The organism is Amycolatopsis sp. NPDC004079, from assembly GCF_040610415.1.
GTDB classification, from domain to species: domain Bacteria; phylum Actinomycetota; class Actinomycetes; order Mycobacteriales; family Pseudonocardiaceae; genus Amycolatopsis; species Amycolatopsis halotolerans.
The window spans coordinates 45564-57636 of sequence record NZ_JBEXMH010000013.1; the positions used below are offsets into that span (position 1 = coordinate 45564).

The 12073-nt window shown below is 69.2% G+C and carries 12 protein-coding genes; 6 read left to right on the plus strand and 6 right to left on the minus strand.

The genetic code is table 11. From position 1 onward, the window contains the following. Window positions 1-105 precede the first annotated feature (105 nt). Both ABZX37_RS16220 and ABZX37_RS16225 read left to right on the plus strand, forming a co-directional pair. Window positions 106-1407 carry a S53 family peptidase gene (locus tag ABZX37_RS16220; protein ID WP_354740140.1) on the plus strand — a complete coding sequence of 434 codons (1302 nt, stop codon included), beginning with the start codon at window positions 106-108 and terminating at the stop codon, window positions 1405-1407. Between the two features lie 135 nt (window positions 1408-1542). Beyond that, complete coding sequence (locus ABZX37_RS16225) at window positions 1543-2190, plus strand: Pr6Pr family membrane protein (protein WP_354740141.1); 648 nt, start codon at window positions 1543-1545, stop codon at window positions 2188-2190. On the opposite strand, the gene ABZX37_RS16230 is transcribed toward ABZX37_RS16225, so the two are convergent. Continuing rightward, on the minus strand, window positions 2150-3370 hold the full coding sequence (locus ABZX37_RS16230) for an NADH:flavin oxidoreductase/NADH oxidase family protein (RefSeq protein WP_354740143.1): 1221 nt from the start codon (window positions 3368-3370) through the stop codon (window positions 2150-2152). The two genes, ABZX37_RS16225 and ABZX37_RS16230, sit on opposite strands and share 41 nt — an antisense overlap. Window positions 3371-3464: 94 nt before the next feature. On the opposite strand from ABZX37_RS16230, the gene ABZX37_RS16235 reads away from it, so the two are divergent. Further along, window positions 3465-4088: an MBL fold metallo-hydrolase gene (locus tag ABZX37_RS16235; protein WP_354740145.1), complete on the plus strand. Its 624-nt coding sequence runs from the start codon at window positions 3465-3467 to the stop codon at window positions 4086-4088. 503 nt (window positions 4089-4591) lie between these two features. On the opposite strand, the gene ABZX37_RS16240 is transcribed toward ABZX37_RS16235, so the two are convergent. Beyond that, window positions 4592-5059: a DUF309 domain-containing protein gene (locus ABZX37_RS16240; RefSeq protein WP_354740147.1), complete on the minus strand. Its 468-nt coding sequence runs from the start codon at window positions 5057-5059 to the stop codon at window positions 4592-4594. A gap of 67 nt (window positions 5060-5126) precedes the next feature. Here ABZX37_RS16240 and ABZX37_RS16245 point away from each other — a divergent pair, with 67 nt between their 5' ends. Further along, window positions 5127-6566 (plus strand): GuaB1 family IMP dehydrogenase-related protein, encoded by a 1440-nt coding sequence (locus ABZX37_RS16245; protein ID WP_354740149.1) that lies wholly within the window; start codon window positions 5127-5129, stop codon window positions 6564-6566. 71 nt (window positions 6567-6637) lie between these two features. On the opposite strand, the gene ABZX37_RS16250 is transcribed toward ABZX37_RS16245, so the two are convergent. After that, complete coding sequence (locus ABZX37_RS16250; protein WP_354740362.1) at window positions 6638-7924, minus strand: PhoH family protein; 1287 nt, start codon at window positions 7922-7924, stop codon at window positions 6638-6640. Between the two features lie 735 nt (window positions 7925-8659). On the opposite strand from ABZX37_RS16250, the gene ABZX37_RS16255 reads away from it, so the two are divergent. Next, window positions 8660-8908 (plus strand): hypothetical protein, encoded by a 249-nt coding sequence (locus ABZX37_RS16255; RefSeq protein ID WP_067576545.1) that lies wholly within the window; start codon window positions 8660-8662, stop codon window positions 8906-8908. 106 nt (window positions 8909-9014) lie between these two features. Here the strand turns inward: ABZX37_RS16255 and ABZX37_RS16260 are convergent, their stop codons facing one another. Continuing rightward, the gene (locus ABZX37_RS16260) at window positions 9015-9773 is read right to left on the minus strand and encodes an isoprenyl transferase (RefSeq protein ID WP_354740364.1); all 759 of its coding nucleotides are present in this window, start codon (window positions 9771-9773) and stop codon (window positions 9015-9017) included. 105 nt (window positions 9774-9878) lie between these two features. On the opposite strand from ABZX37_RS16260, the gene ABZX37_RS16265 reads away from it, so the two are divergent. Further along, window positions 9879-10553, plus strand: a complete 675-nt coding sequence (locus ABZX37_RS16265; RefSeq protein WP_354740151.1) for a hemolysin III family protein — start codon at window positions 9879-9881, stop codon at window positions 10551-10553. Window positions 10554-10599: 46 nt separating this feature from the next. On the opposite strand, the gene ABZX37_RS16270 is transcribed toward ABZX37_RS16265, so the two are convergent. Then, window positions 10600-11853, minus strand: a complete 1254-nt coding sequence (locus ABZX37_RS16270) for a site-specific integrase (RefSeq protein ID WP_354740153.1) — start codon at window positions 11851-11853, stop codon at window positions 10600-10602. A gap of 30 nt (window positions 11854-11883) precedes the next feature. After that, window positions 11884-12069 carry a helix-turn-helix domain-containing protein gene (locus tag ABZX37_RS16275; RefSeq protein ID WP_354740155.1) on the minus strand — a complete coding sequence of 62 codons (186 nt, stop codon included), beginning with the start codon at window positions 12067-12069 and terminating at the stop codon, window positions 11884-11886. Window positions 12070-12073: the final 4 nt, after the last annotated feature.

A 12073-nucleotide genomic window follows, 5' to 3' on the forward strand; every position in this document is an offset into this window, starting at 1 on the left:
GTTTTCCCCGCCGTACTCAGGAAAACGCCCGACGAAAGTTGATGTCGCACCCGTGGCCGCGTACCCGAGAGTGAGAGCACTGGCCTGTGTCGATAGGAGAAAAGCATGACGTTCCGGGTGAAATCAGCCGTCCGGGGATTCGGGCGGCCGATGACCCTGCTGGCGGGCGTGGCGCTCGCCGCCACCGTGGTGGCGGCACCGGCCAGTGCCGCGCCGGCGCCGCCGCAGCCGTCCCGACACCACTTCTCGGCCGCCGCGCAGTCGTTCGTCGGCGCGACCACCGTGTCCGAGCGGGTGGCGCGGCTCAACGCGGCGATGGCCAAGCTGCCGAAGGAAAGCGGCGCGTACAACGCCACGAAACTGTGGAACCAGGGCATCACCGGCGCCGGGTCCACCGTGGCCACGCTGGTGTCGTTCGGCGACGACAAGGTCAAGCAGGTCCTGGACGAGTACTCGCGCCAGCACGGCCTGCCGCCGGCGAACGTCGAGGTGCTGCAGCCGTCCGGCGCGGTGCCCGCGTGCACCGATCCGGGAGTGGACACCGCCGCCTGCCAGTCGTGGGGCGGGGAAACCGACCTCGACGTCACGATGATGCACGCGATGGCCCCGGCCGCGAAGATCGTCGTCGCGGCCACTCCGGTCGCCGAGACGCAGGGCTTCGCCGGATTGCCGGAAATGATGCACGCCGTCGACTACATGACCGAGCACCGCATCGCCGACGTGGTCTCGATGAGCTTCGGCACCACCGAGGAGAACTTCCCGTCGCTCGAGTCGATCAAGACCCTCGACCCGGCGCTGGAGCGGGCGAGCAAGGCGGGCGTCACGCTGGTGGCGTCGTCCGGTGACGACGGCCCGACCGGGGCGTACCTGCAAGGCCCCGGCAGGTATCCGTACCGCGTGGCGAGCTGGCCCGCCAGCGACCCGAACGTCACCACGCTCGGCGGCACCCAGCTGCACCTGGACGCGAACGGCGTCCGCACCCAGCCCGACGACCTGGTCAACGCCGCGGACAACGGGTTCAGCGAGGGCGCGGGCCTGTCGAAGGCGTACGCGCGGCCGTCCTGGCAGAACCACGTCAAGAAGATCACCGGCAGCACGATGCGGTCGTACCCGGACATCAGCATGGAAGGCGTCCAGGGCACGTCGCAGTCGGCACCGTTGTTCGCGGGCGTGCTGGCGTTGGCGGTGCAGGCCAACCACGGCCGGCTGGGCCAGATCAACCCGGCGCTGTACTCGAAACTGGGCCCGAAGGGCACCGCGGCCGGAATCGTCGACGTCACCAAGGGCGACAACAGCCAGTGGGACGTCGAAGGATTCAAGGCCGGTCCGGGCTACGACATCGCGAGCGGCTGGGGCACGGTCGACGCGTCGGTCTTCGTGCCTGCCTTGGTGAAGGCGGTGCGGTGATGCGGTAGTCAGCGGCCGAGCACTGCCTCCGGAGGGCAGTAGTCGCTCGGCTTGAGCAAGTTCACCCGGCCCGGCGCGATCGATCCCGGTCGTGTCGGGCAGGGCGGACCGAGCCGGAACCGTAGTGTCAGCGGCATGTCCTCGAAAGCGTTGGCCCGGCTGTGGTTCGGGGTGACCGCGGCCGTCGTGCTGGCCGCGCTCGTGATCCAGATCGTCGCGCTGGTGCCGGCGCAAGGGCGGTACGCCAGCTTCGGCGGGCGGGTGACGAACCTGTTCACCTACTTCACGATCATCTCGAACCTTCTCGTCCTCGTCACCGGCGCGGCGTTCGCTCGCGGACGCGGCACCTCGCCGCTGATGCGCGTGCTGTGGCTCGACGCGCTCGTCGGGATCGTGGTCACCGGCGTGGTCTACCAGGTCGCGCTCGCCGGGCTGTACGAACTGCATGGGCTCAGCCTCGCCGCGGACATCTTGCTGCACCGTGTCACCCCGGTGCTGTGCGTGCTCGGCTGGCTGCTATTCGCCCCGCGCGTGCTGGAATGGCGCACCGTCTGGTGGTCGCTCGTCTACCCCTTGGCGTGGCTGGTTTTCACGCTCGTCCGCGGAGCGATCGACGGCTACTACCCGTACCCGTTCGTCAACGCCGACGATCTCGGTTACGGGCAGGTCGCGCTGAACTGCGTGCTCATCGGCGTCTTCTTCATCGTGCTCGCCAGCGGAGCCCGGCTCGTCGACCGGCGGCTCACGCGCGTACCCGGCGAAACGCGTTCAGCGGATCGCTGAGCCCGGCCTGGGCCAGCGCCCGCCACGCGCCGCGCTTGAGGTCCACCGGCTTGCCCGCGGCGACGCGGTGCATCTGCTGGGTGTGCCACTGGATCTCGAGCAGGCTGTCGGCGAGCCGGATTCCCGTACGCGGGCACCGCCGTTCGGCTCGGACGTCCTCGCCCGCCAGCAGCCGTCCGGGCAGACCGGGGTCCACAGTGAACGGACGGCCGATCCCGAGCATGTCCAGCGCACCGGATTCCAGTGCCTCCGCCATCCCGGCCGCCGTGGTGAAGCCGCCGGTGACCATCAGCGCGACGTCGCTGATCTGCCGGGCTTTCGCCGCGTAGTCCAGGAAATACGCTTCCCGCCGCTGCGTGCTCGCCCGACCGGCCCCCATCATCACGGCCCGCTCGTAGGTGCCGCCGGAAATCTCCAGCAGGTCGATCCCCGCCTCGCCCAGCGCGCGAACCACCCGCAGCGACTCGTCCTCGTCGAAGCCGCCGCGCTGGAAATCCGCGCTGTTGAGCTTCACCGAAACCGGCACGCGATCCCCCACCGCGCCCCGAACCGCACGCACCACCTCAAGCAGGAACCAACTGCGGTCGCGCCCCCACTCGTCGTCGCGACGATTCACCAACGGCGACAGGAACTGCGAAATCAGGTACCCGTGCGCGCCATGAATCTGGATCCCGGCGAACCCGGCGTCGACGAAGGCCCGCGCCGACACCGCGAACCTCGCCACCACCGCTTCGATCTCGTCCCCGGTCAACGCCCGCGGCGGCGCGAACGCCGTCCGCACCCCTCGATCGCCGAACGGCACCGCCGACGGCGCGACCGGCTGCCGGGACAGGTACCGAGGACTCTGCCGACCGGGATGGTTGAGCTGCACCCACAACTGCGCGTCAGTCCCGTCCACGGACTGCGCCCACGACCGGTACGCCGCCGGATCAGGCACGGTCGGCACCGCGACGTTGCGCGGTTCGCCGAGCGCCGTGGGATCGACCATCACGTTGCCGGTCACCAGCAGTCCAGCACCCCCGCGCGCCCATGTTCGGTACAGCCGCGCGAGCTCGGCGGAAGGCGCGTTGCGACGGTCGCCAAGCTGCTCGCTGAGCGCAGACTTCGCGATCCGATGCGGCAGCACCGCCCCGCACTGGAGTTTGAGCGGTTCGGCGAGCAGATCCCGGGGGTCGGTCATGAGCAGTCCCGTCGTCGCGGCCAACTTACCGCGAGTAAGAATACTCGAAAGTAAGTACCGGCGGTATGCCTCGCGGGCCACTAGGGTCTGCGGCATGACGGCGATAGTGCAGAACCTGGTCACGTCGGGCGTGTTCGAGCTCGACGGCGGCAGCTGGGACGTGGACAACAATGTCTGGATCGTGGGCGACGGCTCCGAGGTGATCGTGATCGACGCCGCCCACGACGCGGACGCCATCGCGGACGTGGTCGGAGACCGCACAGTCCGCGCGATCGTCTGCACCCACGCGCACAACGACCACGTCAACGCCGCCCCCGCGCTGGCGGAGCGCACCGGGGCGCCGATCCTGCTGCACCCGGCCGACCGCGTCGTGTGGGACCTGACCCACCCGGACCGCGCCCCCGACGGCGACCTGGCCGACGGGCAGGTCATCACCGTCGCCGGCACCGACCTCACCGTGCTGCACACCCCCGGCCACGCCCCCGGTGCGGTCTGCCTGCACAGCCCCGAACTGGAAGTCCTCTTCACCGGAGACACCCTGTTCCACGGCGGCCCCGGCGCGACCGGCCGCTCGTACTCCGACTACCCGACCATCGTGAAGTCCATCCACGACCGCCTCTTCCCCCTCCCCGACGCAACGATCGTCCGCACCGGCCACGGCGAAGCGACGACCGTCGGGAAGGAAAAAGCCGCGTCGGCCAACTGGCCCGCCGCCTGATCCGCGCTGAATCTCGCCGTGCGGGTCGGCAAGCTCGTCGACCCGCACGGCGAGTTCAACAATCGGCCCCTGAGACCACTCCGCAAACGCTTGCGCGCAGCCAGACTAGCTAGTTCGACACTCACTTGCGCGCACGAACGCGCACCGCCGGAACTGCACGCCAGGCCGAGCCGCCTCACCGGACCGCACTGCCGAAGCCGCCCCGGCTCACGTCGCTTCGCGATCAATCGCTCAGCCGGACCGCGCCGCCGGAACCACCCGCCTTGCAGTCGGTCGCCGCGCCTCGCCGCCGAAATCGTCGGATCAGCCCAGCTCGCGATCGGTCGCCACACCGATCAATGCACTCGTCCGCCAGCGAGCCGCATTCCCTCCGCAGCTCATCCCGCGCCAAGCCCACCGCATGAGCCGCGGACTCTCGGCGAAAGCTCCGCCGCAAGCAAGAACTCCCCCAGCCGCGCCAGCCAGCCGAACCGGAAACCCAGCCCAGCAGCCCCGAACCCCGCCTACCGGGCCAGCCGAGGAACCTCAGGCACCACCCGAACCCGCTCCCGAGCCTCGCCCGCAAGCGCTTGCGCCCACTGCTGCAACCCGGCCACATCCACCCCGTACGGAGGTTCCGCCCGGAACGGCGCGATGTTCTCCGCACCCCGCTCCAGCAGCGCGACCGCTCCGTTCCCGTTCCCCCGCAACGCGTGCGTCAGCCCCACCGCCAGCTGGGCCAGGCCGCGCCACAGCTCGCGCTCCGGCCCGTCCGTTGCCTTCCAAGCGTCCTCGAACACCTCGTGCGCGTGGAACGGGCGGCCGGTGTCCAGCAGGTGCTGCGCCTCCGCCAGGGTCTCCGCCGGGGTCCGCTGCACGCCCTCGGGCTGGCGCGGCACGCCGTCGGACCCATACGGCAGCGGGCGGCCCAGACCATCACGCGGGCGGGCGTTGCGCGCCCGTCCCTGGTCGTCGCGATCACGGCTGTCCACCCGGCCATTGTTCCACGTGCCACGCCGGGTTAGCGTCTCGCGCGCAAGCCACGTAGCCTGGTGACTCGTGCGCTTTCTGGATGGGCACGTGCCCGCTCACGACCTGACCTACGACGACGTGTTCCTGCTGCCGAACCGTTCGGACGTGGAGTCCCGCTTCGGCGTCGACTTGTCCACTGTGGACGGCACTGGCGCGACGATCCCCTTGGTGGTGGCCAACATGACGGCCGTCGCCGGGCGGCGGATGGCCGAGACGGTCGCTCGCCGCGGCGGGCTCGTCGTGCTTCCGCAGGACGTCGACACCGAGGCGGTGACCGAAATCGTCTCCTGGGTGAAGTCCCGCCACGCCGTCTGGGACACGCCGCTGGTCCTCACCGGCGGCGACGCGGTGGCCGACGCCCTCAACCTCGTGCACAAACGAGCACACGGCGCGGTCGTCATCGTCGACGGTGACGGCAAGCCGGTCGGCGTCGTCGACGAGGCCGCCTGCGCTGGTGTCGACCGCTTCGCGCGGCTGGCCGACGTCGCCGAGCCAGCCGTCGTCGCTGTTCCGCTGGACACGCCGCCGCGCGAGGTTTTCGAGCTCCTGCACAGCCACGGCGGACGGCTCGCCCTCGGCCTCGACGCCGACGGTCGCCTCGCCGGCGTCCTCACCGCGGTCGGCGCGCTGCGCTCGGAGATCTACACCCCGGCCGCCGACGCTCAGGGCAAGCTGCGCGTCGCCGCCGCGGTCGGCGTGAACGGCGACGTCGCGGCGAAGGCCGAAGCGGTGCTGGCCGCGGGCGTCGACACGCTGGTCGTCGACACCGCGCACGGGCACCAGGAAAAGATGATCGCCGCGCTCAAGGCGGTCCGTTCGGTGTCGCCGAAGGTGCCGATCGTGGCGGGGAACGTCGTGACCGCCGAGGGCACTCGCGACCTCATCCACGCGGGCGCGGACGTCATCAAGGTCGGCGTCGGTCCCGGCGCGATGTGCACCACGCGGATGATGACCGGTGTCGGCCGCCCGCAGTTCTCCGCCGTGGCGGAATGCTCGGCTGCCGCCCGTGAACTGGGCAAACACGTCTGGGCGGACGGCGGCGTGCGGCACCCTCGCGACGTCGCGCTGGCGCTGGCCGCGGGCGCGTCGGCGGCGATGGTCGGCTCGTGGTTCGCCAGCACCCACGAATCGCCCGGCGACCTGCGGTACGACGAGCAGGGCCGCCCGTACAAGGAGTCGTTCGGGATGGCGTCGAAGCGCGCCGTCGGGGCCCGCACGCGCACGGACAACGTCTTCGACCGCGCGCGCAAGGCGCTGTTCGAGGAGGGCATCTCCACGTCGAGGATGGCGCTGGACCCGACCCGGCCCGGCGTCGAGGACCTGATCGACTCGATCTGCTCCGGTGTCCGCTCGTCCTGCACCTACGCGGGCGCGCGCACGCTTGAGGAGTTCCACGAGCGCGCCGTGCTGGGCGTGCAGTCCGCGGCCGGTTTCGCCGAGGGACGCCCGCTGCCCTCCGGCTGGTAACCCCGCAGCAAGTCCGTGAAGGACTCCTTGAGGGAATCTGATTCCCTCAAGGAGTCCTTCACGGAACTAGATCAGCCGTGGTCCTCCAGCATCTCGGTCACCAGCGCCGCGATCGGCGAGCGCTCCGACCGGGTCAGCGTCACGTGCGCGAACAGCGGGTGCCCCTTCAGCTTCTCGATCACCGCCGAGACGCCGTCGTGCCGTCCGACCCGCAGGTTGTCGCGCTGGGCCACGTCGTGCGTGAGCACCACCCGCGACGCCGAGCCGAGCCGCGAAAGCACGGTCAGCAGCACATTGCGTTCCAGCGATTGCGCCTCGTCCACGATCACGAAGGTGTCGTGCAGCGAGCGGCCCCGGATGTGCGTCAGCGGCAGCACCTCGAGCATGCCGCGGTCGAACACCTCGTCCAGCACGTCCTGGCTGACCAGCGCGCCGAGCGTGTCGAACACCGCCTGCGCCCACGGCTGCATCTTCTCGCTCTCGGACCCGGGCAGATAGCCGAGATCCTGGCCGCCGACCGCGTAGACCGGGCGGAACACCACGACCTTGCGGTGCTGCTGGCGTTCCATCACCGCCTCCAGGCCCGCGCACAGCGCCAGCGCCGACTTGCCGGTGCCCGCGCGCCCGCCGAGCGAGACGATGCCGACGTCGGAGTCCAGCAGCAGGTCGAGCGCCACGCGCTGCTCCGCCGAGCGGCCGTGCAGGCCGAACGCCTCGCGGTCACCGCGCACCAACCGCACCCGCTTGTCCGCCGTGACCCGGCCGAGCGCGCTGGAGCTGCCCGCGAGCAGCCGCAACCCGGTGTGGCACGGCAGTTCGCCCACCTCGCCGAGCCCGAACTCCGCCGGATCCGCCGAACCGCCCGAGAAGAGCGCGTCGATCAGCTCCTGGGGAGCGTCCGCGTCCGCCATGCCCGTCCAGCCCGACGGCGTGACCTCCTGCGCCCGGTACTCGTCCGCGGTGAGCCCGACGGCGCCCGCCTTGACCCGCAGCGGGATGTCCTTCGTCACCAGGACGACCTGCGGCTGCTCCGTCGCGAGGTTGAGCGCGCACGCGAGGATGCGGTGGTCGTTCGAGTCGGTGCGGAAGCCCACCGGGAGGACGGACGGATCGGTGTGGTTCAGCTCCACCTGCAGGGTTCCGCCCGCCTCGCCGATCGGGATCGGGGCGTCGAGCCTGCCGTGCTTGAGCCGGAGATCGTCCAGCAGCCGGAGGGATTCCCTGGCGAACCAGCCCAGTTCGGAGTGGTGGCGCTTGGCCTCCAGTTCGCTGATGACGACCAGCGGGAGCACCACCGCGTGTTCGGCGAACCGGGTGACCGCCCACGGGTCAGAGAGCAGCACCGACGTGTCGAGCACATAAGTGATGCGTGGGGATTCGGGCGAGATCGAGGCTTTCTCCGGCGCCGGGGCACCGGTCGAAGAACGGCCTGAGGCCTTGCGGGGTGAACGCTGCGCAGTCACGACGGCATCTCCCTCGAGGGCGTGTGCACCCCACGCCCGCACTCGCTGGGCCGGGCACCTCCCTGGCTGAGTCCGCACTCCCTGACGCTGGCTGCGTCAGGCGGCACGGCCACGAGGGCCGGGTGCCGGCCCCCTCGTGCATCTCGTGGGCGGCTGAGCCGCCCCCTCGATCAACGCCACGACCAGGGCCTCCCGCGAGAACCCGCACGGAACGCGAGCCCTCTATCCCGGAAGGTACCTACGTCCGCCCCGTCGTGCAGGCAGCCACACAGGTGATTCGCCGATTCGTCATCCCACCGTCGGTCGCCCGCAACAGAGTGTCCACAGTGCTCACCCAGCGTCACCGGGTCCGGCGATCGGGGGGTCGCACAGATGGATGATCAAGGAAAATTAATCACCGAGTGCAGGCAATTCCCAGGTAAAGGGCCTTGTACCACGCGCAAGACCGGAATGCATTTCGCGTCCTGGACACTGAACCGGTCCGAGTGAACTGGGCCTTCAAGCGCTCACACAATGGGCGTACGCACCATTCGCTAGAGGCCATTCGGGGGTAATTTCCTTACTGCGGGACACACCACCGGAACACTCCGGTGCCCCGAATCCCAGTATCTCTACCTAGGAGTGTGCGAAGTGCTGAAGAAGGCTGGAATTGTCGCCGGTGCCGCCGCGGGTCTGATGATGATCGGCGGGACGGCGTTCGCCTCCCCGGCCGCGACCCAGGGCGCTCCGGACCCGACGTTCGGCGACGCCTACGCCACCTTCATCGAGGGCGGCGGCGCGCTCGGCTACGGTGCCGCTTCGCTGGTCGCCGGCGCCTACACCGGCGTCGCGCTGACCCCGGCGCTGGTGGCCCACTCGATGGAGCACCACCACGGCTGAGCCGTCTTGACGCGAAGGCCCCGGAGCCCGGCTCCGGGGCCTTCGCGGCGTCAGCGGCCCGGGTTGACCGGCCCGGCTGGGTGGGTCCGCCGGGCCGGTCCGCCGCTCAGACCCCGAACCGGCGGTGCCGCCAGGCGTAGTCGCGCATCGCGCGGAGAAAATCGACGCGCCGGAATGCCGGCCAGTAAGCCTCGGTGAACCAGAATTCCGAATGCGCGGACTGCCAGAGCAGAAATCCGGAAAGCCGCTGTTCACCGGACGTTCGGATAATCAGCTCCGGATCCGGCTGGCCGGATGTGTAGAGATGTTCCGAGATGTGGTCGACGTCGAGGATTTTCGCGAGTTCGCGAATCGAAGTGCCCTCGTCGGCGTGCTGCAGGAGGAGTTTGCGGACGGCGTCGGCGATCTCCTGCCGTCCGCCGTAGCCCACCGCGATGTTCACTTCCATGCCCGAGTGGTTCTCGGTCCGCGCCGCGGCGGCGGTGAGCTTCTGCGCCACCTCGAGCGGCAGCAGGTCGAGCGCGCCGACGATGCGCAGCCGCCACGGCACCTCGGCCCCGGCGAGTTCGTCGGTGACGTCGGTGATGATCTTCAGCAGCGGCGTGAGCTCGTCCGGATCGCGGTTCAGGTTGTCGGTGGACAGCAGCCACATCGTCACGACCTCGACCTCGGCCTCCTGGCACCAGCTGAGGAAGTCGGCGATCTTCTTGGCCCCGGCGCGATGCCCGTCGGCCACGTCGGCGAACCCGGCCTCGCGGGCCCAGCGGCGATTGCCGTCGAGCATGATCGCGATATGCCGGGGATGACGGCCTGCCGACTGCTGGATCAGTCGGCGGCTGTAGACGCTGTAGACGACGTCGGACATGAAGGACCGGAGGCTCACGTCGCCCGAGCGTACGCACCCCTGGAGTAAGGGTGTGACGCGCCACGGGGGCTGGCGAAAAACCTACGGTCCCGTAGCCTTGGCTCGGTGAGCGTGACGACCGAGCCCCCACCCGTCCCCGAGGACACTCGCCCCCGGCTGCGCGGCCATATCCACTTCTGGTCGTTCTTCGGCGCGGTCGCCGGAGCCGCCACGCTGATCAGCCTCGCCGCCTCGACGGTTTCCGGGGTAGCCGCGCTGGCGACGTCCGTGTACGGCCTCACCGTGCTGGGCGTGTTCGGCGTGAGCGCGCTGTATCACCGCAGGCTGTGGAGCCCGCGCGCGTACAAGTGGATGAAGCGCGCCGACCATTCGATGATCTTCCTCTTCATCGCCGGCACGTACACGCCGTTCACCCTGCTGGCCATGTCGAAGCCGACCGGATACATCGTCCTGGCCATCGTCTGGGGCGGCGCGGTCCTCGGCGTGGCGATGAAGATGCTGTGGCCGCACGCGCCGCGTTGGCTCGGGGTGCCGATCTACATCGCACTGGGGTGGGTCGCGGTCTTCGTTCTGCCCGAGTTGCTGAGCCATGCCGGGGTCGCGGCTTTGGTGCTGCTTTGCGTGGGCGGGCTGTTTTATACCGTGGGGGCGGTTTTTTACGCGGTCAAGTGGCCTAACCACTGGCCGGAGACCTTTGGGTACCACGAGTTCTTTCATGCGTGCACGGTGTTGGCTGCGGTGTCGCATTACATCGCGATCTGGTTGGCGATGTACGCCTAGCTGCGGTTTTGCCTCTGTGGATCTTTCTCAGGCCGTCTCCAGGCCGTCACGCTGCCTGGGGGCGGCCTGAGTCGTTCCCGAAGCTCCTGAGCAGACCATCGACTGCCTTACGGGTCCGCTCGTGGCTGGTCGGGAGCAGGTGCGTGTAGACGCGGAGGGTGAAGCCTGGGTCGGAGTGGCCGAGGTAGGCGGACAGCGCCTTGATGGACTCGCCTGCGTCGAGCAGGACCGAGGCGTAGAGGTGACGGAGCGCATGCATCCCGTCAGCCCTGGTCGGCTCCACGATCCCGGCCCGCTTGAGTGCCGGTCGCCAGACGTTGAGCCGGAAGCCGCCCCGCCGGAACGGCAGCCCGTCGTAATCCACCATCAGCAGGTTCACCGTGACCGGCTTGCCGTCCGGATGCACCCACGGCAGCGTCGTCAGAGTCGGCGGAAACTCCTCGGCGTAATCGTCCAACTCGGCGAGTAGCCGGGACCCGATCGGCACCTCACGCGTCTTGCCCCGCTTCGGCGGAGCGAAGCACAGCACGTTGCTCACGATCCGGACTTGCCGCTCCACCCGGACAATGTTCCGTTCCCGGTCGACGTCATCGAGCGAGAACCCGAACACCTCGCCCTGCCGCAACCCGAGCCCCGCCGGAATCCGAACCGAGGGGCGATACCGGGCAGGCAGTGCCCGCAACACCGCCTGTGCCCGCTCAGCCGACCATGGCTGAACCCGCGTGTGGTCTTCCCGCGGCCTGGTCACGCTCCGGGCCTGCGCCGGGTTGCTCACGATGAGCTTGTCTTCCTTGGCGAAGCTGAATATCGACACCAGGTGCGTGAAATACAGGACTCGCGAGTTCGCGCTCACGCCACGCTCCTGGAGCCAGCGCAGCCAGCCTTGGACATCGCTAGGGCGGACCGCTGCGATCGACTTGCCCTCGAAGTACGGGACTAGATGGTTCGCCACTCGGCTTGCGACCCGTTCCCGCGTCGTGTGGTCATACGTCTGCGCAGCGGCCCACCGCTCGGCGACCGTCTTGAACGAGATCCGGCCCGCCCGGGGGTCCACGTACTTGCCCTCGCGCTTGTCGGACTCCACCTCGATCAGGAAGTCCTCCGCCCGCTTCTTTTGCTTGTCCGGGAAGGACTTCGATCGCTCCTGCCCTTCTGGGTCCAGGTACCGGACCTTGTATCGCAGGCCGATGCCGTACAGCTCGGTCTTCTCCATGACCGGCTTGCCCTTGTCGTTGAACCGCAACTCATCGGTCCCCGGCTCTCGGGCTTGCCGGTACCACCTGTCTTGAATGTGTCCCATGTGGACCTTCCTTTCGTGATTGCCGAACTATCAGGCGGCTTGCGAGACCCAGGCTTTGACCGAAGCCGGGTCGTAGCGGAGATGACGGCCGATCTTGCGGACCGGCGGACCCTCGCCACGCCATTTCCACTGGTAGAGCGTCTTGACTGGGACGCCGAGGTAGGCCGAGACGTCGTCAACGGTCCACAGCCGTTCGATCTGATGCACGTTGTCCATGTCT

What these genes read in the sequence shown, in the direction of transcription:
- ABZX37_RS16220 (WP_354740140.1), top strand. Translation starts at nt 106, where the DNA reads ATGACGTTCCGGGTGAAATCAGCCGTCCGGGGATTCGGGCGGCCGATG.
- ABZX37_RS16275 (WP_354740155.1), bottom strand. Translation starts at nt 12,069, where the DNA reads ATGGACAACGTGCATCAGATCGAACGGCTGTGGACCGTTGACGACGTC.
- ABZX37_RS16270 (WP_354740153.1), bottom strand. Translation starts at nt 11,853, where the DNA reads ATGGGACACATTCAAGACAGGTGGTACCGGCAAGCCCGAGAGCCGGGG.
- ABZX37_RS16260 (WP_354740364.1), bottom strand. Translation starts at nt 9,773, where the DNA reads ATGTCCGACGTCGTCTACAGCGTCTACAGCCGCCGACTGATCCAGCAG.
- ABZX37_RS16225 (WP_354740141.1), top strand. Translation starts at nt 1,543, where the DNA reads ATGTCCTCGAAAGCGTTGGCCCGGCTGTGGTTCGGGGTGACCGCGGCC.
- ABZX37_RS16235 (WP_354740145.1), top strand. Translation starts at nt 3,465, where the DNA reads ATGACGGCGATAGTGCAGAACCTGGTCACGTCGGGCGTGTTCGAGCTC.
- ABZX37_RS16230 (WP_354740143.1), bottom strand. Translation starts at nt 3,370, where the DNA reads ATGACCGACCCCCGGGATCTGCTCGCCGAACCGCTCAAACTCCAGTGC.